The organism is Trichocoleus sp. DQ-A3 (assembly GCF_039961975.1).
Lineage (GTDB): Bacteria > Cyanobacteriota > Cyanobacteriia > Cyanobacteriales > FACHB-T130 > FACHB-T130.
Genome location: NZ_JAMPKC010000003.1, coordinates 181293 through 206577 on the forward strand (window position 1 = coordinate 181293; position 25285 = coordinate 206577).

Below are 25285 nucleotides of genomic sequence, written 5' to 3' on the forward strand. Positions count from 1 at the left end.
TAATTTTAGACTGTTCCCGATTCTTCCTGAGAGGTAAGCTGGGCGATCGCTTGTTGAAATTCTTCCAAGGAGCTAATGGTAATTGCCCGCTTCAGAAGCTGTTTTAGCACTGCCGAATCTTCGAGATTATTGATACTCTCAGCAATCGAGCTGGGCACCGTTTCAAACCGTGTCTCCAAAACTTCGATGACATTCTCTCTAGAATTCTGTACGATTCCCTTGCGGATGCCTCTCCGCTCAATTGGCGTGATAAAGGGCATTCTTCTTTCCTCCTCGTAACGACTTAGTGTTTCTTCAAACCCAAACTGTAATTCCTCTGGTAACACCATCATCCATTCAATTAACCGGAACAACTCTAGGATGTTTTCTCGGCTGTAGCCTCGTTCATATAGCCCTCGAACTAGGCTCAATTTCCAATCTAACCGTCCTTCGGGATTGCGGCGCGTTGCCTGTGCTTTCAGATGAGCCATGATGATGACAGCAAAAGGATTAGTGCTTTGCTCTAAACTTTGCCACTGCGCTTCATAGTCCAATAGTTTGACAGTGGGAAACCGCAAACTAACTCTTGCGCCCCAAATTTCATAGCCATAACTCTGCGGACGCCAAGACACTTGCTCGTCTGCTAAAACTGCTAAGCTGGCAACTTGCCGCCGGTACCGGTCAAAAAGGCGGTAATTATAGACATACATCCGCTCAGCAAAATTAGCATCGACTTTGCTTTGAACTTCGATGTGAATCAGTACCCAAGTTTCTTCGCCGTTTTGTCGCCAGACTTTTACCAGTTTATCGACTCGACGCCTCCCCAGTTCTGCATCGCGGACGACTTGTTGAAGTTCGGTGTCGAGAAATTCGTAGCCCTGCGACCAGTTGATGTCAGCATAAGCTTGCGGGAAGAAGAAAGCCATGAAGTCAGTAAAATAAATCTCCAAAGCTTCCTTCCAAGGGCTATCGTAATCAGCCTGAGGGTTGGTCATGATTCAGGAAGATTCGCGATCGCAACTGGCTCCACTGGATCGGCAAGCTCAAACCGGAAGACGCGAGAATAAAAGTAAAATTCCCCATCAATGGCGCGTTTAATATTCTCCGAACGGCGAAAACCGTGTTGTTCGCCCTCAAAAGGAACATAAGCAACGGGCAACCCTTTGGCACGTAGGGCCTCTAGCATCATTTCTGCTTGGTTGGGTGGGACAACTTTATCTTCTAGCCCTTGAAAGAAAATGACCGGACAAGAGAGATTCTCCGTAAAGTAAATAGGCGATCGCTCTTGATAAATATCTTGCCGTTCTGGGTAAGGGCCAATCAGCCGATCCAGATAGCGCGATTCAAATTTGTGGGTATCTCTGACCAGCGCCTCTAAGTCGCTGACGCCGTAGTAACTCGCACCTGCCTTGAAGACATCGCGGAAAGTCAGGGCGCACAGCGTCGTGTAGCCACCCGCACTACCACCAGCGATCGCCATCCGGTTTCCATCCACCAAGCCTTGCTGGGCAAGATATCGCGCCCCATTCACGCAATCATCGACATCCACAATGCCCCACTGCCCATCCAGCCGTTGATGGTAGGCGCGTCCATAGCCGGTGCTGCCCCCATAATTCACATCTAGATAAGCAAATCCGCGACTTGTCCAGTATTGAATCCGCAAGTTCAGCTGGCTAGAGGTGGCTGCTGTCGGCCCTCCGTGGCTTTTGACGACTAAGGGCGGCAACTCACCATCGGGTGCCGTATAGTCGCGGTTTTGGGGCGGATAGAAGAAAGCGTGAGCGGTTAATCCGTTCTCAGTTGGAAATTCAATCGGTTGCGGGACAGACAAATACCCAGCGTCAATTTCTAACTTACTGGATCGCTGCAACACTTCTATTTGCCGCGTAGCCAGATCCATTTGGATAATCGAGCTAAATTTGGTCGGTGAACCAGCAATAAATCCCACACGACCCGCAGATGCTTTGAGGGATGAAATTTCAGTGTAGTCCGTCTCAATTTGCTCCAGTCCTGTCTCCGTGTCGAGACTTGCCAGATGCCAAATGCCTTGCTGAGTGTAGGTGCAGATAATCCGTTCTTCAGATTCAAAAGCATAGGTGGACATCCCAAAAATCCACTGTGGAAGCCCAAATTCAGCCTCCATTTCGCATAGCGGTTTGATCTCTTTTTCCCCTTTTTCGAGGGGGATTAAGGAGGATCGAGATTGCCATCTGTAGAGATTCCACCACCCACTGCGATCGCTAACAAAGTGTAAAATGCCATCCGGCGACCATTCTGGCTGAAAAATAGACTCATCAACGCCACCAGCAACCCGTTGGCTTTCACTCAAGGAACCATCCGCTGTTATCTTTGCGACCCATAATTCCGTTCCATCCCACGGCAGATTTGGATGATTCCAAGTTAACCAAGCCAGTTGAGAACCGTCAGGACTGAGGCGTGGAGATGAATAAAAGTCGTTTCCAGACACCAGCACCCGAATATCGTCCCCATCTTCCAAGTTGATGCTAACTAAGGTATTGACTGGTTCGCGATCGCCTGTGGTGTGGTCTTCGCGCACAACATACAACCGCCGCTGTTTCCGGTCAATTATTCCATCCGCATAGCAGAAGCTTCCTTCTGGTGTCAGCGGTTGCGATTCTGCACCTGGAGTCTGCCGATAAAGGCGCTGATCCGCGAAATTGGAAAAATAAACGGTGCCATCAGCGACGCAGAAGGCACCACCGCCGTATTCATTGACGCGAGTGCGGACGTTAAAGGGAGGTGGCGTGACATCAATGGTTTTCCCATCTGGGGTACGTCGCACAATGACACTCCGACCCGCTTCTGCGGGTCGCCCCTCAATCCAGTAAATATCCTCGCCATCAAAGGCAATCTGCCCCACTCCAATCGTTTCAGAAACAATTAAGTCAGAGGTGATGGGCGATTTCCAGGAACCATAAGGTGCTACTTGTGCTTGGATCATGTTTTTACTTCTACAACCAAATATTGATGAATGTATATACTTTAGGACTAAACTACTATCTTCCGAGTATTAGATTACTGGAGTTTTGTCAGTTAGTTTTCGTTCTTTAACCCAGCAGAAGAGTTGGGTTTCAATATCTTTGAATCCATGCTAAGGATTCAGTAATTTTGGGGCAGACAGAAACTTTTTGAAAATGCGAAATGTTGCATATTCATCGCAATTATATTTAAGTTTTGAGATGCCAGAGTTTCAGATCCCCGACTTCTTAGAGAAGTCGGGGATCTCGCCTTCACGAATTATTGATGTCTGCTATACAAACTCTATAGCACTAAAAAACTCTAGTAAGATTTTAGATCCAAGGGCTTAACTTCTATTGAGGAGGAAACTGCTGCTCGTTGACGATGGTAAATCCTGAAGAAACTGAGCCGTAAGAACGAACTTTGTCAAAAATTTTTACTAATTCCCTTGAAGGTTTCCGGGTAGAAATCTTCTGTCGCGACCTTTTTTGGAAATTAAAGACCTCTATAGGGCCTGGTTCGCTAGGATTCTCGCAGGCAAAAACTATCTCAGAAGATGAAATAAATCCTAAATAGGAATTGCTTTCAAATCCTTCACAATTAGAAAAAGCCAATATTTTATAGCGATTAAGAGTGTCTAAAACTAAATGATTAACCCAAGAATTATTTAATCCATCAAAAACATCTAATCTTAACACTAAATATCTATCATCCGGGGAAAAAGAGACTGGATTAGCAATAACGTAGTTATGAATATTGTTACTTAAGCCCAGAATATCTCCCAGCCTTGTTGTACTTGATAGTCCATCCTTTTCAATCACTAATTCTCCAAGAATTTTATCAGCAGTATTGGGATTACATTTTATAAACAAGTTATTGTTTGCCCGACTGTTGGCTTGACCAACTCTCCGAATATTCATATTCAGATAAATTGAATTGATCCCATTCGGTGAGGTTAGTTTCTGGGATTGATAGCTAACTTGCGTAGAACCCTGACAATTGCCATTCAGTCTGCTAATAATTTCTCGACTTAAAGTGGCGAAATCGGAATCTTGAGCCGATGATTTGTTCGCGTAGCTCGAAATAAATCCAAGAATAATTGCAATATAAATTAACGTTGATTTTAGCGATCGCATCCAAAATTCTCTCTAAAAGCAGCTAAGTCGCTCGCAGACAGCTATCATGCTGCCAGTTCTAACTCTAAAACGATTATCCTGACAATCGGATGGCAGAGGCGTCGGTGCGATCGCGCACGCGAGAAAGCGGGTGTTCCTCTAAATATGGCTCAAAGTGGCTCAAATACCATCAGAGGAACGAGGAGATAGCCAGTTTCTGAGGCAAGCAGGCAGCCTATGCCCAAAAAACGACCCTCTTCATCGTTCAGCCGCAACTTTCCCTCTTCAGCGTCCGTCAAGGCAGGAAAGGAAAGGGGGCGAAAAGGAATGCGCTGACCTTGGCACCAGGCTTTAGCGTCTGTTGCTTGTAAGGTGACAGCTGGGAGATGCCCCAAAGCTGCCGACGCTAGAATTGGGTGGAACGTTCCTTGTTTGAGCTGTTCTTCCAATTCTTCAAAAGTCAGACTATCTGCTATCTGGAAACCGCTACTCTCAGTGCGAGTCAGGGCGGCAAGGGTGCCGCCAGTTGCACACGCTGAACCTAAATCGCGAGCGATCGCTCTAATATAAGTTCCAGGGCCACAAGCGATCGCTACATCTAATTCGGGAAAATCTCCTTCTCTCCACTCCAATATTTCTAGCTTATAAACTTCCACCTCTCGCGCTGGAACTTCAATAATTTCCCCCGCCCGTGCTCTATCGTACAGGCGTTTTCCCTCAACTTGAATGGCACTATAATTTGGCGGCACTTGCTGAATTTTGCCCTCAAATTTCTTTAAGGCTGCTTGCACTTGTTCTAAGGTTAATCCTGGTACTGGATGGGCGCTGATAATTTCTCCTTCCAAGTCATCAGTCGTTGTCCTTACCCCCAGCTGAATCGTCCCTCGATAAGCTTTATCCTGCCGCAGATATTGCAACAGTCGCGTCGCCTTGCCCAGCGCAATTGGTAACACGCCAGTCGCAGCCGGATCTAAAGTTCCTGCGTGTCCCACGCGCTTGAGGCGCAAGAGTTTTCGCACCTTGGCGACACAATCGTGAGAAGTGAATCCAACTGGTTTGTTTAAGTTAAGAAATCCTTGCATTTAATCCTATAAGTTTTTAATTAGTGGCACTGCCACACCAAAGCAACTTGTTCCTTATGTTCTGGGCATTGGACGAGATATGCTGCTCCCATATCACCCCAGTTATAAAGAATATTATTGTTAGTATCTCCTGAATCAATTTGAAAAATGAATTGATTCATTTCGTGGTTACAAGTTGGACAATTTGGATATTCAGGATCTTGTACCCAACTAGGCCAACCAGCCAACTTGTCTTCTCTTGGAGGGCGCTGGTAGACAATATCAAAAGCTTTATTATCTAGTGTATTGTTATCTAGCTCTATCTCTTGCCTGTCAGGGTACTCGTCCCTTTGTTCCCATCCCGTAATTAACTTAGCAGGAAATAAATCTTCTATTCCTGGTATGTCCATCTCTGATGGTGTGGTGTTTGGTTGAATAATTCTCGCAAGTTTAGTTTTTGCAAATGGTTCCCAAGCCTCACAATCAACCTCGCAAAGAGGCTCGTCGTAGCTAGTACAATAAAAAAATTGTAATAAACCGCTGCCAAACTTTCCATTCAAGCTTTCAGGCAACTTGTCAAGATTCAGTTGCAAAAATAGCTGCATTGGCTTTTGACAATTAGGACAAGTAGGCCAAGTCTCATTGGCACTCAGCCAAGGTTTTCCAGCAAACTTTGATGCAGTTAAATCTCCATCACCTTCTTGAACGATAGGTTTCCAAGCTGAACGCCTAACACTGCTTAGTTTTTGTCTTATTTGAGCTAATTTCAAATCATCCGATTGCATATTCTAGTTAAGGTGTAGGAGCAATATTTTTCGGGTAAGGCACACCTAACGCCTCTACCCTATCCCCTGGGAGAGATGGGGAAGAATTCCTCTCGTCCCCTTGCAGGGGAAGGGCTGGGGGAGAGCTTAACTGAAAAGTATTGGGTGTAGGAGATGGGATTGGCTGAGCAGTAGAAGTATTGCTGATTCCCTGCAATTGTTCCTCTGTTAAAGACTGAATCAAAACTAAAGGAATCTCATCTCGACTGATATATTGAGCGTAAGAAGCATTCAGGTAGCCTTGATATTCTGGCTCGTTAGAAACATAGGTTTTAAAAAAAGCTAGGCTTAAGGCTTTCACATATCCAAAAGCAGTCACGGGATTTGGTCCCGCAACTTGCGGCGGAATCTTGACTACGCCAGTGCCTTCAAACGCTTCTCCCAAAGTGGAAAAATGCGTTGCCTTTTTCATTAAAACCAGATATTTGTTGGGAGTTGTCAGCCAGGTGAAGGGTTTAATTTGTTCTGATAAAGCAGGTGCAGCAGTATCGTTACTGCTGGCAAATAACATTATCGGAACTTTGATGCCGCTCATCTCAGTTTTTCCGAAAATACTACTATCAACTGGATTGATCGCGATCGCTGCCTTAATTCGGTCATCCCCCAACTGATAATCAATTTGCGGCAACAGCAACGCCCGACATTGGAGCAACAGCGACAGATTCAACGAACTATTGATGGCAGTGCAATCTTTTTCCAGGTTCTCAAAATTAATTTCTGCACCCGCCAGCGCCAATGCTGTGTAGCCGCCAAACGATTGACCAAGGACGCCGACGTTTTGCATATCTAGTCGTCCTCTATAAGTAGCTGCCAGTTGATCTAGCAAATACTTCATATCCAGAGGACGGTCAACCGCCTCGCTGGGAGGAGCCGCATCGCTTGTCAGACCGCTAATTAGAGCCTGCAATTGCTGGGAATTACTACCTGGATGCTCTGGTAGAGCTACTGCAAATCCATGAGAAGCTAGGTGTCTCGCCAGGTAAGCATAGGACAAGCGATCGCTTCCCAGCCCGTGAGAAATTACAATTACGGGTGCGGCTCGTCCGCTCAACTGCGGCAGATAAACATCGACTGGGAAGGTACGGCTGCGGCTGAGGTCATTGAGCGTCAGGGTCTGCATTTCCCAGCTTAGCGGCCCTGGTTGCTGTAAATCTCGCCCTGCGGGAATATTAGACGGTGTTGCCATTTGTGATGGCTGAAAGGGCATCTGAGTGGATGACTGAGCTGAGATCTCAGCCAAAGCTGCCTGTTCAACGGCAGCGATCGCTCCTTGGGTTTTCCCGATTAGGTTGCTCAGCTCATCAATAATCTCAAAGCCCCGATCCGAATTAATCCGAATTGCGTAAGTCGGAAACTTTCGCAGTACATTCAGTGGCGTCAATCCTTGTGGATCGGCAGCAGCTTGAATTAAAGCAGCTCGAATTGCATAAAAACCCGGTTGAAACGCTTTTGTTTGAATAATTTCGCCAACCCGCCGCAGCAGAATTTCCCCCTGCGGCGTGTAGAGAAATTGAGCCACTGCCACCGGACTCACATTCGCACGAGTTTGCAAAATCCTCCGTAACTGCTCTAGCTGTTCCGGCTTAAAAAATTGAGCATAAAACCCTAAATCCTGATTGATTTTGCCTTCCCTGGCATATTCTTCCAGTGCCGAAACCGGAAGGGATAACTGTATCGGTCCATAGGAAATAAATATTTTTTCCGCAGCCAAAACCCGACTCGGCATCAAAGCCGTTACAGAAGGTAAAACCATTCCTAGACAGAGACCTGGAAGGCTTAAAAGCAAGCGTTTAATCGCAGAATTGGTAATCGGCGATGTAGGTTGCAAAGGCAACCCACTCTTTAAACATCCCTCCCTGTTGTTTTGCCTAAAAGGCTTCCTCGAAAGACTCAATTTCGTCCCATCTTTCATCGGTTCCCTGTTTTTGCAATCTCTGGCAACGTTTAACATAGAGGCTAGCCGCTTTATCTTGATTATTTTGCTCTAAGACGTTCTTGAAAATTTCTTCCGCAGAGGCATATTTTTGGCTGTAATAGAGATGAATTCCCAATTCAAAAGAGCTTCTGGTTTTGCTTTTTAGCTCTAAAGTCTCTAAGATAACACCATCAAAAACTTCAAAAATAGGCGATAAATCTTTACGACCTTTAATATGAACTTTATCCAAGAATCTATAATTATATCGAGTGGGATCTTCTAAACCCAGCAAAGTCTTTTCACTAATAATAATAGAAGCTCCGTAGGCTTTGGTCAAATCTTCCAGACGAGACGCCAGATTCACTGCATCTGAAATCACTGTTCCTTCCATACGCTGTTCATCTCCAATCGTGCCTAGCATCAAACTGCCGCTATGGATGCCAATGCCGATAGCGATAGGAGGTAAATTGCTTCTTCGGCGTTCCATATTGTACTGCGAAACTTGTTTTTGCATTTCAATCGCTGCCCGCAAAGCATCTTCAGCGCTTTCCGGGAAAAGCGCCATCACCGCATCTCCAATATATTTATCTATAAAACCATTATTATTCCGGATAACGGGACTCACCCGACTCAAGTAGGAATTAATAAAATTAAAATTCTCTTTGGGTGACATCGCCTCTGAAAGGCTCGTAAAGTTGCGAATGTCAGAAAAGAGGATTGTCATGTCTTTCTGCACTTGATCGCCTAGCTTTACATTAACAATGCTTTCTTCTCCCAGCAAACTAATAAATTGACGGGGCACAAATCGACCATAAGCAATATTTATTTTGGAAAGCTCAAGATGAGTCTCTATTCGTGCTATCAATTCGTGTCTTGAAATAGGTTTAGTTAGATAATCATTGGCTCCTGACCCAAAGGTTTCTAATAAATTAGCAACGCTATGCGCTTCTGTCACAATCACAATTGGTAATTCATTGGCAGGGAAAGTTTGGCGAATTTTTTTGCAAACTTCATAGCCTGACATTTTTGGCATCATTACATCAAGTAAAATTAAATCAGGCTTTAGACCTTGCTCAATGGCTTCTAAAGCAGCGATTCCATTCCTCGCTTGATAAACCGTATAATTTTCCAAATAGAGATAATTGTTAAGGATCTGAAGATTAACCGGATCGTCATCTACAATTAAAATTTTAAATTTTCCTTCTTGGGGTGCAGGTTGTAGGTAATCTTGTAACCTTTCAAACTGAAAGTTTTGAATTTCAACCTCTTTTGAACTGAGTTCTTTGGAAAGCGTTTGTTGTATACTTTCCAATTTTCCTGCCAGCGGTAGCGTAAAAGTAAACCGCGAACCTTTTTTAAGAATGGATTCTACGTAAATTTTGCCGCCATGCAATTCCACCAGTTGTTTAGTAACTGCAAGGCGGATGCCCGTCCCTACGTAAGGTCTAGAAATAGATTCTTCGGTAAGTTCAAAAGCATCAAAAATGGTATTTATTCTATTGATTGGAATGCCAATTCCGGTATCTGCAACCGTGATTTCCATGTAATTATTCGCAACTGAAGAAACAACTTGTATACTACCTGTATCAGTAAATTTAATCGCATTACTAACTAAATTATGCAGGATTTGTTGAACTCTATTTTCATCAGCACATACCATTGGTACAGTAGGTTCAATTCGATTAACCAAGCGCAAACCTTTGATATCTGCGAAAGGTTTAGCAAGAGTTAAAACTACATCGGCAATTTCTTGCATTCCTACTGGTCTGAGTTTTAACCCCAGTGTTTTATGCTTAAGTTTTTCTAAATCAACAATATCGTTAACCATATTTGCTAGCCGTTGACCGCTTTGCAAAATCATTAACAAATTTTGCTTTTGAATTTCCGACAGTTGTCCAGCAGCTCCCTCTAAAAGAGAGTCAGTGATACCGATTATTTCATTTAAAGGAGTTTGTAGCTCTTGGGAAGTATTAGCTAAAAATTCATCTTTTAGTTGATTGATTTGTAATAAATCTTTATTTTTGGATTCTAGGTTTTGGGCATAGTCTCGTATTTCCGCTACCATCGAATTAAAGGCATCTGCCAACAGTCCCAACTCATCTTTGCTTTTAACATCTATAAAGATGTCAAAGTTGCGATCGCATACTTTTTGAGCACCTTCTAATAATTTTTCGATAGGGTTTCCCAACCAACGCGCCAGCAAAAATGCGACGAGCAGTGACAGGACTAAACTAATACTAATAATACTGATGCAAATATATCGTAATTTCTGAATTTGATTGATTTCGTGGGTACCGTCGTATTCTAAAACTAAAATAGCAATAACATTATCTTTTTCATCTTTAATGGGAATAGCTGCTTTGAGAAAAGTGCCAATTTCATCTGTATAAAATTTCTTGCCAGCTTGTGCTTCCCCCTCAAAAGCTTGCTGTAGTTCATTTTGCTCAGTTGCGTATAAATCCCCAATCAATTTTTCTTTCTGAGCTAGTGTTCTTTGAGAATTGTCATGAGCTATAAACTTGACAATTCGATATCTCGGCGATTCTGGAATGCTGACAATAAGATAGGTTGAGCGAATGAGGGGAATCTTGTCTTTTGCTTCCGAGTTTTGCCTCAAAAATCTCACAGGAAATACTTTTCTCCGGCTGCTATTTCTAATTTTTATCAAAATTTTTACAAGAGCTTGATACTCCGGGGATTTTATATATTCTTGAGCAATTTTAGGTGGTAAAGAAGCCGTAATTTCTCCAGGTTCTAGGGTTCTGATTTTTTCGCTGACAGGCAGAGAATTTTTTTCAAGAGACTGACGAAGCTGCTGAATTGTTTGTTTTTCGTCTTGCTCTAACGAAGATGCTCCTTGACGACCTACATCTTTAAGCCGCTCTGACATCTGGTTTAAAACAATTTGATTTGTTTTTGAGTAGAAAAAATAAACGCTAGTGCTGGTGACTCCAACTGAAAGAAGCGAGATAGCCAGCCCTATTTTCACCGCGAAGGGAAATTTCATATTCGGGATTCTGGAAAAGTTATATTTCTGTGATATTTCTAATTATTTTTATGAATCAACGATTATCTTAGTAAATATCCTTAAATGGCTTGAGGTTATACTAAAAATTTTAAGTCTAACCCCCCTAAGCGGTATACATCAGTTTGTTAATTCTTGCAACCTATTTTCTAGGTAGGGGAAACAGGCTGAGCTTTTGCTTACTTTTTTTGCTGAAAGGATACAAAAGGAACTTTTACCATATCAATACCTTTTTTAAGGTTTATTTTGACTTTATAGTGGTTTATTTCTCGGTTGAAAAAATATTTTCGATGACTAGGGTTGAAAGAGACTGGAGAAGCCTAAATTTGGGATCAATAACTCTCTATTAAGCTGCTGGAACAGAAAAAACATTTTCCCTTCAAACCCGTTAAATTCTGCAAAAATGGGTTGCTATCCCGAAAGTTTTACCCTGGATGTACCTGGAAACACTTCTGGTTACTCATGAACTTGTCCTTACAATTCTCTGCCACAGCTAAGTTGATAAAAATCTGGTAGGGTTTTAAAACGGTATAACAAGAGCCAAGTAGAGTCTAAACGACGCGCTCCGTTAAGACTCACGCTGCGGGAACGCATTTTACTTCACTCATCGGGGATAAAAATGGAAGCATTGAAAGGACGAGATCTCCTAAGTCTGGCAGACCTCAGTGCTGAGGAAATGAAAGAACTTTTGGATTTGGCAGCTCAGCTGAAGACGCATCAGCTAAATTTGCGCTGCAATAAGGTGTTAGGGCTGTTGTTTTATAAAGCGTCTACACGGACTCGCGTCAGCTTTTCAGTGGCAATGTACCAACTAGGCGGTCAGGTGATAGACCTTAATCCTAATGTTACCCAGGTGAGCCGGGGAGAACCGTTAGCCGATACAGCACGAGTGTTGGATCGCTATCTAGACATCTTAGCGATTCGGACATTTGAGCAGGAGGATCTGCAAACTTTTGCGAACTATGCCAAGATTCCGATTATCAATGCGCTGTCGGATTTAGAACATCCCTGTCAGGTTTTAGCTGATTTGTTAACTGTTCAAGAATGCTTTGGAACGCCAGATGGGCTGACTTTGACTTATCTGGGAGATGGCAATAATATGGCAAACTCGCTGCTTTTGGGCTGCGCGTTGATGGGGATAAATGTGAGAATTGCTACACCTACGGAGTATCAACCCGATGCGGCAATTGTCGAGCAAGCGAAAAAGATTGCACAGGCTAACTCTGAGGTGACAATTACTAACGACCCTGAAGCTGCCGCCAAAGGTGCCCATGCGCTTTATACCGATGTTTGGGCAAGTATGGGTCAAGAGGAACAAGCAGATGCCAGAATTCCAATTTTTCAACCTTACCAAGTGAATGAGCAGCTGTTGAGTATTGCCGATCCTGATGCAATTGTGCTGCATTGTTTACCTGCTCATCGAGAGGAAGAAATTACCGATGCTGTTATCGAAGGTTCTCAGTCGCGGGTTTGGGATCAGGCAGAAAACCGAATGCACGCGCAGAAGGCTTTGTTGGTGAGTCTTTTGGGAGCAGATTGATAATTTGCTAATCCCTAATCGCCAATGCAAATGGCTAATTGTTTAAAAAACATTAGCCATTAACCACTGGACAGACGTGGATTTTAGTAGTACGAATGTTCTATAGGACGTAGATTAGTATTCCCCTATTGTTTTATGGAACCCCTAACTGATGCTCAGCAGCAACTTTATAATTGGCTGGTGGAATATATCAGTCAATATCAACACGCGCCTTCAATTCGGCAGATGATGCGGGCAATGGAACTGAAGTCGCCTGCGCCGGTTCAGAGCCGCCTGGAACACTTGCGTGCGAAAGGCTATATTGACTGGACGGAAGGAAAAGCCCGCACGATTAGGATTGTGCGCTCTGGTGCGGGTGGAGTGCCGGTTTTAGGAGCGATCGCTGCCGGTGGTCTTGTCGAACCTTTCACCGATACGGTCGAACAGCTGGATTTGGCTGCCCTGTTTCGTCAGCCGGATTATTATGCCCTTCGGGTGGTCGGAGACAGCATGATTGATGACCAAATTGCTGAAGGCGATATGGTCATCATGCGACCCGTACCCGAACCGGATCGCGTGAAAAATGGCACGATTGTGGCAGCACGAGTCGAAGGACACGGAACGACCTTGAAACGCTATCACCGGCAGGGAGAGCAAATTACGCTCAAACCAGCCAATACCAAATACGACCCCATTAAGGTAAAGGCGAACCAAGTGGAGGTGCAAGGTGTGTTGGTCGGCGTCTGGCGCGGCTATGAATTTGCTTCCATGAAATCGGGATCTCGAAGGCGATAGCATTCTTCGCGTTCCTCTTATCAAAGTCTCCGGGAAAAGGTTTCTCTCTATGGGATGATATCTCAAGACCAAAAGAGCCATTCTCCTGAGTCATTAGGAATTGGAGAAACGGTAATTGGTAATTGGTAATTCATACAAGGCATTACCGATTACCGATTACCCACTACCAAGGACAGCAAACTAATGGCTCAAAGTTCGTAAGGAGCCTTTGTCAGTCGTGAAAGCAACCCAATCTTTTTTTCAAGTTTTTCAAAGCCGCAAGATGGCGGCTCTTTTGTTTCTGGGCTTTGCGTCAGGTTTGCCCTTGTTCTTGACGAGTAAGACGTTGCAAGCCTGGATGACAGTCGAGAACGTGAATTTAAGTGCGATTGGGTTGTTCAGCTTGGTAGGTTTGCCCTACTCGCTCAAGTTTATTTGGTCGCCCTTACTCGACCGCTTTGTGCCGCCGTTTCTGGGGCGTCGTCGTGGCTGGCTAGTTCTGACGCAAGCGGCATTGTTGTTAGCGATCGCAGCAATGGCGCTCCAAAAGCCCTCCCAAGCTTTGCAACTGTTAGCCGTCAATGCTTTATTCATTGCCTTTTTCAGCGCGACTCAAGACATCGCCGTTGACGCCTATCGCACAGATGTCCTGGAAGAACGGGAAATGGGAGCCGGGGCAGCGATTTTTGTTTTAGGATATCGCGTTGCCTTGCTGATTACGGGTGGTTTGGCGCTGATTTTAGCGGAAAAATTGTCTTGGCCTACAGTTTACTTGTTGATGTCGCTGTTGATGGCAATTGGGTTCGTGAGTTCAATTTGGGCACCGGAACCCATACAGCGCGATCGCCCACCCGATTCCTTATCAGAAGCGGTGTCTTTGCCATTTATTGAATTCTTTCAACGCAATGGTCAGAGCCAAGGATTTTTGATTCTAGTTTTCATTGTTCTCTACAAACTGGGTGACGCGCTTGTTAATAATATGTCTACGCCCTTTTTGTTGGAGAAGACCGGCTTAAACTTCTCTTCCGCAGAAGTTGGTGCAATTCAGGGCGGCATGGGATTACTGGCAAGCATTGTTGGCGCTCTTTCAGGCGGTGCAATTCTCAGCAAAATCGGTATTAATCGCTCACTTTGGGTATTCGGTGCTTTGCAAGCAGTGAGTAATTTTGCTTATTTTCTCCTTGCACAAGTCGGGAAAAACTATCAGTTACTTGTACTGACTATTAATATTGAAAACTTTTGTGCTGGACTCGGAAACGCCGCTTTTGTAGCCTTTTTGATGAGTCTTTGTAACCAGCGCTTCTCGGCAACCCAGTATGCTTTACTCTCCAGCTTAATGGCAGTCAGCCGCGATATTTTAGTTGCCCCGGCGGGTCGAATCGCAGAAGCCACTGGTTGGCCTTCCTTTTTCCTAATTAGCATCGCCGCTGCCTTGCCTGGATTACTGCTGCTGCCTATTTTTGCTCCTTGGAATTCGCGTTCCGTGCCAGAAATGCCTAGAGAGGTACTAGATGATGAAGACGATGACTCTCAACAGTTGTAGGATAGAAACAGAGAGCTTAACAAATCTTAAACACAATTCTTAGAAAAGTCTTTCTCTATGGCTATCTTTCGTCAGTACATTGTTCCATTGATCGTGGTGTTGATCTTTTTTGTGGCGCTGGTGGCAGTTAGCGCCCGCATCTTTTTACCCTCTGACATGGCAGCACCCGCACCTATTGAGGAAGTCAATCCTCCTGGAGAACACGCTCAGGCACCGGCATCTGATTTTGGCTTAGAAATGATGGATTTAGGATTGACCTCCAATCTAAAATCGATAGTCTAAAATGCCTTGTCCGTTATTGCCGGGGTATCAGCTGCGCGAAGGATCGAGTCTGAATCGAGCAAGTCTCGTGAAATTCATGCAGCTGACTTACCAGGAGCTTTTTCCAGAACAAAAAGATTTTTCTCATCTAGCGGAAACGGTTGAGCAATACTTTTCTAAAAAAACGCCTTTGTGGTGGGTTGAACTAAAGGAAGAAGGAAGAAAAAAGGAAGAAACAGATTCTTCAATTCCTGGCTCATCCGTTCATCATCCTTCCCAAGTAGCTTGTCTTTGGTTGGGAAATGCCGTGGATCAGGTGACAGGCGATCGCCATGCCCACATTTTTTTACTCTATGTCTTGCCAGAACACCGCCGACGTGGCATAGGAAAAGCTTTGGTCAATCATGCCGAAGACTGGGCGCGGGCAAGAGGCGATCGCCAAATGGGTCTGCAAGTCTTTCAAACCAATCAACCCGCGTTGAATCTTTACCGCAGCCTCGGCTACCAAACCCAGTCTTTGTGGATGCTGAAACCGCTGTTTCCTGAGACACCGCAGCCATAAGGAAGACCAAGCCAGCTATTTTGTTTTGGGTCGTCCAAAACCTTTTGCCTGTTTCTTCCCTTTGCCCTTAGAAGTTTTTTCCGGTACGGCAGGAACGCTGTGCGTCTTTGGCAATGCCTGGGCTTCAGATGTTACAGCAGGCTTTGTCTGCGTTTGTGGCTCAGCTTCTTCACCAGCATCAGCGGCAACAAACTGTTTCCCACAGTCTTTACAAACATATCTTTGCTTGTTTTTATAGTGCCCATTTTTCCGAACCTCAGTAGCGCCGCATTTTGGACAGTTAATCTGAGGTGTTTCTATTGCTTGGGCTTCTGGGACGGCTGCGGGTGCTGATTCTACCGCGGGTTCGTTCTGGTCGTCTGCTTCTGGTTGCTGGTTGAAAACAGATACCACTGCTTCAAGCGCTGATGCAGCTCTATCTAATAAAGTTGGTTGAGGGGCGTCTGGTTGATCATTGGGGGCGATCGCTTCCTCCGAAGACTCAGCAGCCGTCTCCTCGTCTGGTTGAACTGACACTGGAGCTTCGGCTGTTGGTGTTTCGGTTTCGACTTCCGATTCGCTGGGGATCTCTTCGACTGGAACGGATGTAGCCGCTGATATTTCGGCTTCGACTGGAGGTGCTGGTTCTACAGCAGGCTCTTTTTGGTCGGCATCTGGCTTGTCGAAAACAGATACCACTGCCTGAAGCGCCGCCGCCGCCCTGTCTAATAAAGAGGGTTGTTGGGTATCTTTTGGTTCCTCTATCGGAGCGATCGCCTCTGGCGACTCAGCCTCAGCAGCAGTCGTCTCCTCAGTCGGTTGAACTGACACTTCCGGTGCCGCCGTTGGAGTTTCAGATATTGCTTGTGGAAGGGCGCTGGGCGTCTCCTTGACGGGTTCGGGAATGGGTGCTGCTTCCGTCTCTGGCACTGAACTGGGTGATGACTCAACTTCCGGTGCCGCGACTGGAGTTTGGGCTTCTGTCCCTGGCACTGAGCTGGATGGTGACTCAACTTCCGGTGCCGCGACATCTGAGGGAACCGTAGAACTCGCGTCTACTGGCTGCTCCCAACCAGGTACTGGAGGGGCAGGCTTCCAGTTGGGGTCAGGCTGGGGAATTTTGAATGCTATAATTTCCGGCGGTTGCGATCGCGTTGGTTTGGCAGCAGTCAGTCGGCTGATGCGATCGCCGAGATTTTCCGCGATCGCATAGGTCACGGGAAGCACCGTCGGTTTCGAGACTGCCTCTCGCACCAAGCCGCTAACGTGTTCGGACGGATCGAGGGCAGGTTGAGGGGCAGGTTGAGGGGCAGGTTGAGGGGTAGATGGCACTGACGGTGATAAATTGACCTGCGGCAATGGCATCACCGGCTGCTGAGATTGGTGGGTAGGTCCCAAGGCGGGAACGAATCGAATGGAACGAACCATCCGGCGATATGGCTCTAGGTGGTCTGTCACATTACTCCCCCTGTTATCAAGGATCACAATAGAAGGCTCTTGGTGTCGTGTACTATACCAAATTCAACTTTTTGATCGGGTCTAGCAACTCATAATGTTAGTTTTCTTAACTTTCGTGCCTCTCTCAAGCAGGCATTGCCAGTAGAGACTAGAGGAATGGGAGCGGTAGTGGTACTTTATTCAAATATGTATGACGACGATGACGATTTGAGCTTACTCGATCCAGAGATAGAGCTAGAAAGCCCTCTGGATCAAATAGAGCCGCTTGATGCCGACGCAGAGAGCCAACCTAAACCAGATCCAGATGCGATGCTGGCACTGTTAACGGCTCCCGGAACGCAGCAACGGATGCTAGCAGCACGAGCTTTCTGCGAACTCCAGGATGAACGAGCGATTCCTCATTTAATTCACTTGCTGAGTGACCCCTGCCCGTTGCTGCGGGTGAGTGCTGCTTATGGACTGGGGCGCAATCCCAGTTCTACCGCCGTAGTGCCGTTGATTACCCAGCTCAACAACGATTGGAATGGCTACGTCCGCAAAGGCGTTGTTTGGGCTTTGGGAAACTGCCGCGATCGCCGCTCGCTAGAACCCCTCACCGACGCCTTAAAAACCGATATTTCTGCCGTGCGTCTGTGGGCAGCCAGTGGGTTAGCTCAAATGGCTGAACTGGGCTACGAAGCCATTGTGGCATCAATTCCACCCCTGATTGAAGCTCTAAGGCAAGACCCGATCGCCGCAGTCCGTAGCAACTGTGCTTGGTCGTTAGGACAACTCTGCCGCGAAATGCCTTCTAATGCCGTCTACGCCGGTGCCATTGATGGATTAATTGAAGCATTCGCAGAAGATGAAGAGATGGGTGTCCGAGAAGATGCAAAAGCTGCGCTTTTGAGAGTCGGCGATCCCAGAGGTCTTCAGTTGATTGAAACCTTAGAACAGGAAGGACTCGTGTAAACCGACAACATTACGCTGGAGAACTGCGGATTTCATCCAACTTTGCCCGTACTGCTTGAATATCCTGCCACATTAACCATTTGGGGCTGCCCGCTTCACGGGCAGGATTCCGCAGCAGGTAGGCTGGATGGAGAATCGGCATACACAGGCGTCCTTCCCACTCGATCCAAGTGCCGCGAATCTTAGTAATGCCTCTTTTATCGCCAGTCAATCCTTTCACTGCTGTAGCGCCCGTCAATAGGATAATTTTCGGGTCTACCATGCGGATCTGTTCTAACAGATACGGTTTGCAAGCAGCGATTTCATCGGGGGTGGGAACCCGATTGGCGGGGGGACGGCACTTATTAATATTGGCAATGTAGACGTCCTGTTCGGTATCTAGCTGCACCGACGCGAGTATTTTATCTAGCAACTGACCCGATTTACCGACAAATGGTTTGCCTTGTTCGTCTTCATTTTGACCGGGCGCTTCCCCCACAATCATGATGGGTGCCTGGAGATTGCCGCGTCCAACTACAGCGTTTGTGCGGGTTTCGCCCAATTGACAGCGATAGCATTGGTTGCAATGCTCAGCCATCTGAGCCATTGTTTGATAGGTGCCAGCAGGAATAGGAATTTTGGCACTTGTCGGAATCAGTTCTAGTGCTTGAGGCTGGGCTGTGGTAGATTCGCTAATCCCTGAGGTGTCAAAAAGGCTGAGTTGGTCTTCGCTTGGCATGAATTTGGCGGATAGTCTATGGTTTTTCCGAAATAATCCTAACAATATTGACCCTCCGCTGACCTAAGTCGGAAGCTCACTCTTCCGACTTAGGTCAGCGTGAGGCTTAGGTTCTCTGAGCTTCCGGTTACTCTTAGGCTGAAGGTGGGTTCACACTTGCCCTTTGATAGTTCATACTTTGGATGGACTCTCGATTTCTGCCTTATCTGGCGAAAATCAGCCATTATAGAGGCGAGCGCACTGCCAACTTCTGGAGGGTGCCATGTCATCAGCCCCAATTTTCCGCGATCGCATTACTGCTGGCGAGCAGCTAGCTCAGCCTATTCTGGCAGAGATTAAGCAGCTCCAGGCTCAAGGTTTGAGCGTTCAGCCTATCGTTTATGCACTGCCTCGCGGCGGTATTCCGGTGGCTGTGCCGGTAGCACGCTGTCTGGGTTGCCCGGTGGATATCGTTGTCGCTAAAAAAATTACCCGTCCTGAAAATCCAGAACTGGCGATTGGTGCCGTCACGTCAGATGGGCACGTTATCTGGTACCAGGCAAAGCGATCGCGGAAAGATCCCGAAAATAATCAGCTACGGGAAGCGGCGTTGCACCAAGCCCAAGAAAAAGCTGCGGCGCTATACAGTCAGCTTTCTCCTAGCTGCTTGTCCGTGAATCCTCGCGGTGCGATCGCTATTTTGATTGACGATGGCATTGCTACCGGCATGACAATGGCAGCCGCCGCTTACGCTTTGAAAGCCCAAGAACCTGCTGCGGTTTGGGTTTGTAGTCCGGTGGCACCGATAGGATTAGGCGATTGGCTATTATCTTGGAGCGATCGCGTGATTATTCTCCAAACACCCGATCCTTTCCTCAGTGTCAGTCGCTTCTATGAGGCATTTCCCCAAGTTGAGACACAAGAAGCGATCGCTGACTTACAACAGCACAATCAGCAGATTTTCCCTGGAACTCCTCCAGATGCACCTCTAAGCAGATAGCCAAACTGTTTAATTTTGATTATCTTAACTAGTAGTCCTAGATTGATTTTTTTATTAACGATTAACCGTTAGTTAATCGTTAATGGCTCTTTTAAAAAATAACAACCGATCGATGAGACCTATACAATTTTGGTGGCGCACTTTAGTTTTTTCTAGCCAGTACAATCCACCTTGGTTCGTTGAGTTGCTGATGACCGGGTTAGCTATCGGCTTACTGATGAGCTGGGAAATTACCAAAGACTGGCCTTATCTGCTTTTAAGTTCAAGCTATGCCATTGGAGCTGCGATGTCAATGTGGGTACGCGAAACTCTCATGCCCTCGCCCCATTTGCGCGTGATGCAGATTCTCGCCATCCTGTTACTAATCTATAGTTTTTGTAGCTTTTCTGACTTAGCCGTTTACCTCAAGTAATCCTGTTTCAAATTTAGATTTCAAAATCTAATTTCACACACTATTGGATAATTTTAAATCATGCAAATTTAAAATTATCAAGCGATACCTTTTCTTCAAAAATAAGTAAAAATTTTAACAAATAGCAAATACTTGGTGAAGAATTAACCGATTTCCTATGGGATCGTAAGCATAGACTTCTCTGCCATGAGAAGCGATAAAAATTTCTCCTGGGGGTGGGTATCCGAGGGCAGTTAGGTGAGAAATTGCCCCTTCTAAGTCAGTCACTTCTAAACACAAGCTCATTCCACTTTTAGCTGATTCAAACTCTGATAAGTGCGTTTCTTTAGGTCTGAAAATTCCTAAGCGAAATCCAGGCAACTGAAATTCAGCGTAAATATTCGGGATGTAGGGATTTGGGTTTTGGTTGAGCAGATTGGTATAGAAAAGCACTAGAACTTCAAGGTCAACGGTTGCTAAAGTGACGAGTGCGGCGGTGCATTGGAAAAGCATATTTGTTAGGAATCACCTGAAAAAAGGTTAAGCCTTAATAAATTGGATTTTTAAGAGAAGTGAATAACCTATCTAGAGACGGGTGAAATACACTAACAAAACTATTAATTCTAGGAAGAAATAAAAGAAATCAGCAGGGTCAGTTCATGCCAGATGCACATGATGATACCGCAGCCCAGAATCGTCGCCAAGAAATTCTGAACTGGAAGCGCAGGCAGTTTCTGCAACGACTCGGCGTTTTGGGAGCTGGAGTCGCGATCGCCGATCGGATTTTGCTACACCCACACCAACAAGTCAATGCTGAAACGAATCTATCGCCAACTTCCCAGGCGACGCCCATCAAAGCAGGCGAGATTCCCCGCCGAAAACTCGGACGCACTGGCGTAGAAGTTTCCGCGCTGACACTCGGCGGCTTTCACTTGGGAGTTCCCAACGAACCCGAAGCGATTCGGATTGTTCAAGAAGCGCTGGATGCGGGTGTCACCTTTATGGACAACGCCTGGGAATATAACGAAGGTGTCAGCGAACAACGGCTGGGGAAGGCGCTGCAAGGGCGGCGGGATAAAGCTTTTGTGATGACCAAAGTTTGTACCCACGGACGCGATCGCAAAGTCGCCATGCAGCAACTAGAGCAATCTTTGCGGCGTCTGAAGACGGATTATATCGACTTATGGCAAGTTCACGAAGTTGTTTACGACAACGACCCGGAAAGGCATTTCGCCAAAGGGGGTGTTATCGAGGCTTTAGATGAAGCCAAGCAGCAGGGTAAAGTTCGGTTTGTTGGCTTCACAGGTCACAAAGATCCGGCAATTCACCTGAAAATGCTTTCCTATGATTACCCCTTTGATACGGTGCAACTGCCACTGAATTGTTTTGATGCCAGCTTTCGCAGCTTTGAGAAACAAGTTCTCCCAGAACTCAACAAACGCGGGATTGCCGCCATTGGCATGAAAAGTCTCGGCGGTGAGGGCGAACCGATTAAAGCAGGCGTTGTCACCGTTCAAGAAGCGTTACGCTATGCCATGAGTCTTCCCGTGGCAACGACAGTGAGTGGGATTGACTCGCTACAAGTGCTGCGCCAGAACTTGAATATTGCCAGGGGTTTCACGCCGATGACTCCAGAGGAAATGCAAGCCGTGCGATCGCGTTATGCAACCTATGCGGCTGATGGGCGCTTTGAACTTTACAAAACATCAAAGAAGTACGACGGGCCACCGGGTAGAGAACAGCACGGATTTCCACCAAAAGAGCAACTTGAAACTTGAAGCGGTACGCTAGCTTTTAAGGATAGTTCTCTCGTTGATTAAAGACGGGTGGTAATTGGAATTGGAGTGATGAGTTTTGAATAAAGCATTTTAAACTCAAAACTCAGAATTAAACACGCGCTACTCTAACAAAACTTTTGATTGATTACCCCTCTTCCCTGCATCAGTACTGCCCACCAAAACTCAAGTTTTTAGGAAAACGGCTATGACTACTACGCTATCTATGCCCAGTTTTCTAGAGTCGAATCTTGGTCAAGAAGCAGAAGACCTTCTGACTCACAAAGCGAAGATTTCTAAAGATTTACTGCATCTGCCAGGGCCTGATTTCGTAGACCGAATTTTTGCTGCTAGCGATCGCAACCCGCAAGTGCTGCGGAGTCTCCAGCAACTGTATTCAACCGGGCGTTTAGCCAATACTGGCTATCTTTCCATCCTGCCAGTAGACCAAGGAATCGAACACTCAGCGGGTGCTTCTTTTGCACCCAACCCGATGTATTTCGATCCTGAGAATATCGTCAAACTCGCGATCGCTGCCGGTTGCAATGCCGTTGCTACCACGCTGGGCGTTTTGGGCATGGTTTCTCGCAAGTATGCCCACAAAATCCCCTTCATTCTCAAGATTAACCACAACGAACTGCTCACTTACCCCAATCAATTCGACCAGATAATGTTTGCCTCTATCGAGCAAGCATGGAATTTGGGGGCAACTGCGGTCGGGGCAACGATTTACTTTGGTTCAGAGCAATCTACCCGCCAAATTCAGGAAGTCAGCCAAGCTTTTGAACTTGCCCACGAATATGGGATGGCAACCATCCTTTGGTGCTATCTCCGGAATAACGCTTTTAAGCAAGACAAAGACTATCACCTGGCAGGGGATCTCACGGCTCAGGCAAATCACTTGGGTGTGACCATTCAAGCAGACATCATTAAACAAAAGCTGCCTGAATGCAACAACGGATATGCTGCGGTTGCCAAAGCCGCAGGTCAAAGTTACGGCAAAACCCACGATCGAGTTTACACCGACCTAACGACCGACCATCCGATTGACCTCACTCGCTACCAGGTGCTGAATTGCTACTCTGGTCGCGCTGGATTGATTAATTCCGGAGGTGCGTCAGGTAAAAACGACTTTGCCGAAGCAATCCGCACCGCCGTCATTAACAAACGGGCTGGGGGTACTGGATTGATTTCCGGTCGTAAAACCTTCCAGCGTCCGTTTGAGGAAGGAGTGAAGCTATTTAACGCCATCCAAGATGTTTATCTCTCACCAGATGTAACCATTGCTTGAGCGCGGGGTCTGTTTATCCAGATCCATAAGCGCCAAAGCGTGTTTTCAAAGAACCACTAAGGTACAACGACACTAAAAAGGAAAACTTTGTGTTTCCTGAGTGTCTTTGTGCCTTAGTGGTTAATTGTCAGGATGCAGGTAAAAACAAGGAATTCGTTGAAAAAGTAAAAAAAATGCCAACCTGGAGCCTGATTGCAGGCTACTCTGAAAGACTAGAGAGTTACCAAGAGCGAACTGGCAAGTCAGCGCAACGCGATCGCACAAGCTAAGTTACTTTGGCAACGGCTCTCTAAGTTAGTCTCAAGAGTGGGGTAAGGATGAAGCTGGCAGCACGAGTGGAGCAAGTACAGCCTTCTTTAACATTGGCGATCGCAGCTAAAGCCAAGGCGATGAAGGCAGAAGGAATGGATGTTTGTAGTTTGAGTGCTGGGGAACCGGATTTCGATACCCCGACGCATATCAAAGTCGCTGCCCAAAAAGCGCTAGACGAGGGCAAGACCAAGTACGGGCCAGCGGCGGGGGAACCGAAGTTAAGGCAAGCGATCGCTCACAAGCTACAAACTGATAATGGACTCAGCTACATGGCTGAAAATGTCATCGTTACCAACGGTGGCAAACATTCCCTCTATAACCTGCACATGGCGCTGATTGAGGCGGGGGATGAGGTGATTATCCCCGCTCCCTACTGGCTCAGTTATCCGGATATGGTGGTTCTAGCGGGTGGGACTCCGGTGATTGTGCAGACAGATGCCTCCACCGGCTATAAAATTACGCCGGAGCAACTCCGCTCATCTTGTACCGAACGGACGAAGCTCTTTGTCCTCAATTCCCCTTCTAATCCCACCGGCATCGTCTATACGCCAGCAGAGTTGGCAGCATTGGCAGAGGTGGTGGTAGAGAAAGATATTCTGGTTGTCTCCGATGAGATTTACGAAAAGATTATCTATGATGGAGTGCAACAGATTAGTATTGGTTCGCTGGGACCAGAGATTTTTGAGCGCACCCTCATTAGCAATGGGTTTGCAAAAGCTTACTCAATGACGGGTTGGCGAATTGGTTATCTCGCGGGTCCCGTAAAATTGATTAAAACAATGAGTACCATCCAAGGGCACAGCACCTCGAATGTGTGTACTTTTGCACAATTTGGCGCGATCGCTGCCTTGGAAGGTTCTCAAGAGTGCGTGGAACAAATGCGCCTCGCCTTTGCCGAACGGCGACAGGTAATGTTAGAGCGTCTCAACGCTATTTCTGGACTCAGTTGTGCCAAGCCTGACGGTGCTTTCTATTTGTTCATTAATATCGGCAAGACGGGTTTAACTTCTCTAGAATTCTGTGATGCTTTACTAGAATCTCAGCAAGTTGCTGCCATTCCAGGGATTGCTTTTGGTGCCGATGACCACATCCGTTTATCTTACGCGACGGATATGACCTCGATTGAGAAAGGCATGGACAGATTAGATAAGTTTGTGCGATCGCTAGTTTAGTCCAGAGCTGGGGAAAACGATCTCGTCACTCACTAACTGAACAAAATTGGTAAAGTAGCACCCGCGATTCTTAGGGTTTCTGGGATGCTACTTTGCGATCGCTTTGTCTAAAATTTGCCACGAGCAAAATACAAAGAAGCTGCTTTTTGTGATTTGCATCACATAAGTGGAAGATAGCGATCGCATTTATTAAGATTGCTGTCACTCAATCGAGTGCGACTTTAACTCTTATTGATTAGTTTCATCACTCATAAGGTTGATATGCGTCACTTTTTTTGTAGACAGCTATCACTTATCCCGACAGAGATTGCAGTGCATAGTAAGAATTAAGATACAGAATTTCACAAGCGGAGATAAATAAAATGTTAGTAACTTCCAATTTTATATATTCTCACAGCCGTTACTATGGCGATGTAAAACCAGAAAATTTAGTTTTTAATGCAAATCTACAAGAATTTGCTCAAAAAGCAACTTATATCAGTTGTCTGGCAAGCAATGGCAAAATTCCTCTAGAGAAAGCTTTCCAAGACCTTGAAATGCTTTGGAAACAGTTAGAAGCTTCAAAAAAGCAGCTAGGTGTAGGCGAACATCCATTCCAAGTAGAAGGAGAAAACACTTAGTTTTAGTATCGGTGAAACTACATTCACCGATACTACAAGCACAGGCGAGAGCGTTGCGCTGACTTGTCAGTTCTCACTTTTA

The 25285-nt window shown here is 46.0% G+C and carries 21 protein-coding genes and 1 pseudogene; 12 read left to right on the plus strand and 10 right to left on the minus strand.

The features are described from left to right. Positions 1 to 5: 5 nt before the first annotated feature. The 7 genes from NDI44_RS07200 to NDI44_RS07230 form a co-directional block, all read right to left on the minus strand. The gene (locus tag NDI44_RS07200; protein WP_190410581.1) at positions 6 to 974 is read right to left on the minus strand and encodes a transposase; all 969 of its coding nucleotides are present in this window, start codon (positions 972 to 974) and stop codon (positions 6 to 8) included. Next, a complete protein-coding gene (locus NDI44_RS07205) occupies positions 971 to 2941 on the minus strand; it encodes a S9 family peptidase (RefSeq protein ID WP_190410582.1) in 1971 nt (656 codons plus the stop codon). Before NDI44_RS07205 ends, NDI44_RS07200 begins: the two co-directional genes overlap by 4 nt. 370 nt (positions 2942 to 3311) lie before the next feature. After that, the gene (locus NDI44_RS07210; RefSeq protein ID WP_190410583.1) at positions 3312 to 4094 is read right to left on the minus strand and encodes a hypothetical protein; all 783 of its coding nucleotides are present in this window, start codon (positions 4092 to 4094) and stop codon (positions 3312 to 3314) included. A 149-nt stretch (positions 4095 to 4243) separates the two neighbouring features. Further along, the gene (gene truB, locus NDI44_RS07215; RefSeq protein WP_190410584.1) at positions 4244 to 5155 is read right to left on the minus strand and encodes a tRNA pseudouridine(55) synthase TruB; all 912 of its coding nucleotides are present in this window, start codon (positions 5153 to 5155) and stop codon (positions 4244 to 4246) included. Between the two features lie 20 nt (positions 5156 to 5175). Further along, positions 5176 to 5919 (minus strand): DUF1963 domain-containing protein, encoded by a 744-nt coding sequence (locus NDI44_RS07220; protein WP_190410585.1) that lies wholly within the window; start codon positions 5917 to 5919, stop codon positions 5176 to 5178. Positions 5920 to 5926: 7 nt separating this feature from the next. After that, entirely contained in the window at positions 5927 to 7711 is a 1785-nt protein-coding gene (locus NDI44_RS07225; protein ID WP_348235264.1) for an alpha/beta hydrolase, read from the minus strand. Positions 7712 to 7826: 115 nt separating this feature from the next. Then, positions 7827 to 10880, minus strand: a complete 3054-nt coding sequence (locus tag NDI44_RS07230; RefSeq protein WP_190410587.1) for a response regulator — start codon at positions 10878 to 10880, stop codon at positions 7827 to 7829. A 637-nt stretch (positions 10881 to 11517) separates the two neighbouring features. Here NDI44_RS07230 and argF point away from each other — a divergent pair. From argF to NDI44_RS07255, 5 genes are all read left to right on the plus strand, one after another. After that, positions 11518 to 12438 carry an ornithine carbamoyltransferase gene (gene argF / locus NDI44_RS07235; protein ID WP_190410588.1) on the plus strand — a complete coding sequence of 307 codons (921 nt, stop codon included), beginning with the start codon at positions 11518 to 11520 and terminating at the stop codon, positions 12436 to 12438. A gap of 135 nt (positions 12439 to 12573) precedes the next feature. Next, positions 12574 to 13212: a transcriptional repressor LexA gene (gene lexA, locus NDI44_RS07240; RefSeq protein ID WP_190410589.1), complete on the plus strand. Its 639-nt coding sequence runs from the start codon at positions 12574 to 12576 to the stop codon at positions 13210 to 13212. Positions 13213 to 13474: 262 nt separating this feature from the next. Continuing rightward, positions 13475 to 14734 (plus strand): AmpG family muropeptide MFS transporter, encoded by a 1260-nt coding sequence (locus tag NDI44_RS07245; RefSeq protein ID WP_190410905.1) that lies wholly within the window; start codon positions 13475 to 13477, stop codon positions 14732 to 14734. A gap of 57 nt (positions 14735 to 14791) precedes the next feature. Further along, positions 14792 to 15016 (plus strand): hypothetical protein, encoded by a 225-nt coding sequence (locus NDI44_RS07250; protein WP_190410932.1) that lies wholly within the window; start codon positions 14792 to 14794, stop codon positions 15014 to 15016. A gap of 1 nt (position 15017) precedes the next feature. Next, the gene (locus NDI44_RS07255) at positions 15018 to 15557 is read left to right on the plus strand and encodes a GNAT family N-acetyltransferase (protein ID WP_190410590.1); all 540 of its coding nucleotides are present in this window, start codon (positions 15018 to 15020) and stop codon (positions 15555 to 15557) included. A gap of 180 nt (positions 15558 to 15737) precedes the next feature. Here NDI44_RS07255 and NDI44_RS07260 read toward each other — a convergent pair. Continuing rightward, positions 15738 to 15836, minus strand: a pseudogene (locus tag NDI44_RS07260) (IS1 family transposase); the annotation flags it as partial. A 1344-nt stretch (positions 15837 to 17180) separates the two neighbouring features. Here NDI44_RS07260 and NDI44_RS07265 point away from each other — a divergent pair. Further along, positions 17181 to 17945: a HEAT repeat domain-containing protein gene (locus tag NDI44_RS07265; RefSeq protein WP_190410906.1), complete on the plus strand. Its 765-nt coding sequence runs from the start codon at positions 17181 to 17183 to the stop codon at positions 17943 to 17945. 10 nt (positions 17946 to 17955) lie between these two features. On the opposite strand, the gene NDI44_RS07270 is transcribed toward NDI44_RS07265, so the two are convergent. Next, on the minus strand, positions 17956 to 18663 hold the full coding sequence (locus NDI44_RS07270) for a uracil-DNA glycosylase (protein ID WP_190410592.1): 708 nt from the start codon (positions 18661 to 18663) through the stop codon (positions 17956 to 17958). A 262-nt stretch (positions 18664 to 18925) separates the two neighbouring features. Between NDI44_RS07270 and NDI44_RS07275 the strand changes: the two genes are divergently transcribed. Beyond that, positions 18926 to 19642 carry a phosphoribosyltransferase family protein gene (locus NDI44_RS07275; protein WP_190410593.1) on the plus strand — a complete coding sequence of 239 codons (717 nt, stop codon included), beginning with the start codon at positions 18926 to 18928 and terminating at the stop codon, positions 19640 to 19642. Positions 19643 to 19754: 112 nt separating this feature from the next. Beyond that, positions 19755 to 20054, plus strand: a complete 300-nt coding sequence (locus NDI44_RS07280; protein WP_190410594.1) for a hypothetical protein — start codon at positions 19755 to 19757, stop codon at positions 20052 to 20054. 114 nt (positions 20055 to 20168) lie between these two features. Here NDI44_RS07280 and NDI44_RS07285 read toward each other — a convergent pair whose 3' ends face one another. After that, positions 20169 to 20546: a VOC family protein gene (locus NDI44_RS07285; RefSeq protein ID WP_190410595.1), complete on the minus strand. Its 378-nt coding sequence runs from the start codon at positions 20544 to 20546 to the stop codon at positions 20169 to 20171. Positions 20547 to 20692: 146 nt separating this feature from the next. On the opposite strand from NDI44_RS07285, the gene NDI44_RS07290 reads away from it, so the two are divergent. From NDI44_RS07290 to NDI44_RS07305, 4 genes are all read left to right on the plus strand, one after another. Next, entirely contained in the window at positions 20693 to 21811 is a 1119-nt protein-coding gene (locus tag NDI44_RS07290; protein WP_190410596.1) for an aldo/keto reductase, read from the plus strand. Positions 21812 to 22016: 205 nt separating this feature from the next. After that, on the plus strand, positions 22017 to 23099 hold the full coding sequence (locus tag NDI44_RS07295; RefSeq protein WP_190410597.1) for a class I fructose-bisphosphate aldolase: 1083 nt from the start codon (positions 22017 to 22019) through the stop codon (positions 23097 to 23099). 317 nt (positions 23100 to 23416) lie between these two features. After that, positions 23417 to 24583 (plus strand): pyridoxal phosphate-dependent aminotransferase, encoded by a 1167-nt coding sequence (locus tag NDI44_RS07300; protein WP_190410599.1) that lies wholly within the window; start codon positions 23417 to 23419, stop codon positions 24581 to 24583. 362 nt (positions 24584 to 24945) lie between these two features. Continuing rightward, positions 24946 to 25203 (plus strand): hypothetical protein, encoded by a 258-nt coding sequence (locus NDI44_RS07305; protein WP_190410600.1) that lies wholly within the window; start codon positions 24946 to 24948, stop codon positions 25201 to 25203. Positions 25204 to 25285: the final 82 nt, after the last annotated feature.